This is a genomic window from Aquitalea sp. LB_tupeE, assembly GCF_013391415.1.
Taxonomy (GTDB): domain Bacteria; phylum Pseudomonadota; class Gammaproteobacteria; order Burkholderiales; family Chromobacteriaceae; genus Aquitalea.
The window spans coordinates 1-1,445 of sequence record NZ_JACAXB010000058.1; the positions used below are offsets into that span (position 1 = coordinate 1).

Below are 1,445 nucleotides of genomic sequence, written 5' to 3' on the forward strand. Positions count from 1 at the left end.
GACATCGTCAAGCAGATTCTGGCCGAGCATCAGGCCAATAACCCGGTGTTTGCCCAGGTGCAGACGCTGGAGTTCCACACTGCATCCGCCAGCCCGCGCAGTTACTGTTTGCAATATCGTGAGAGCGATTTCGACTTCATCGTGCGGCTGCTGCACGAAGAGGGCTATGCCTGGCGCTTCGAGCATGTGGATGGCGAGCATCCGCAGGTCAAGCTGGTGGTGTTCGATGACGCTTACAGCCTGCCGCCCGCTGCCAGTGAGCGGGTGCGTTTTCATCGCAGCGATGCGACGGAAGCGGAAGACGGCCTCACCGATTGGAGCGCCGCCCGTCAGGTGGTATCGGGCAATGTCGCACTGGCCAGTTTCGATTACCAGCCGGTGAGCACCCAGCACACCGGCGACCAGACCCGCGTCCAGCAAGGCCGCAGTGGTGATGCACTGCAATCCACCTTGCAGGATTACGACCCGCAGTCGCTGTACTATGCCAGCGATGCCGAGCAGCTGAGCCAGTACGCGCAGCTGCGTCAGCAAGCACACGATGTGCAGGCCAAGCAGTTTAGCGGCAGCGGTTCGGTACGCAGCCTGCAGGCCGGGCAGTGGTTCCGCCTGGATGAGCACCCGGCGCACGAGGGCGACAGCAGCGAGCAGCGTGAATTCGTCGTCACCGGCCAAACCTTCCGCGCCAACAACAATCTGCCGGGCGATCTGGCCAGCGGACTGCGTGGTTTGCTGGGCAATGACGCCAGCACAGCAGACAGCAGCCCCTTCCAGACCCAGATCACCGCCCAGCGCCGTGGCATCCCGCTTACCCCGGCTTACGCCAACAGCACGCAGGCCAAGCCGACATCTAAAGGTGTCCAGACCGCCACCGTGGTGGGGCCGGACGGCGAAGAAGTGCACACCGACGCACTGGGCCGCATCAAGGTGCAGTTCCACTGGCAGCGGGCAGACGAACACCCCACTATCGGCGCCAATCTGGACGACAAATCCTCCTGCTGGCTGCGCGTGGCCATGCCCAGCGCCGGCGCGGGCTGGGGCCACCAGTTCATCCCGCGCATTGGCCAGGAAGTGCTGGTCGACTTTATCGAAGGCGATATCGACCGCCCGGTGATTGTCGGCGTGCTGTACAACGGCAGCCACGCTACCCCGGCCTTTAGCGGTGCCGGTGCGCTACCGGCCAACAAGACCCTGTCCGGCATCAAATCCAAAGAACACCAGGGCGGCCAGTACAACGAACTGTTGTTCGACGACACCCCCGGCGAAGTCCGCGCCAAGCTGTCCAGTGAACCCGGCAAGACCCAGCTCAACCAGGGCTACCTCACCCACCCGCGCAGCAATGGCAAAGCCCAGCCGCGCGGCGAAGGCTTCGAACTCAGAACCGACCAGCACGGTGCCATCCGCGCCAGCCACGGCCTGCTGATCAGCACCGAAGCGCAAAACGGCGC

The 1,445-nt window shown here is 63.9% G+C and carries 1 protein-coding gene; it reads left to right on the top strand.

Annotation, left to right across the window (positions count from 1 at the left end; translation table 11 throughout):
* On the top strand, window positions 1–1,445 hold a 1,445-nt coding region (locus tag HWX34_RS20990), incomplete at both ends, for a type VI secretion system Vgr family protein (RefSeq protein ID WP_178974151.1).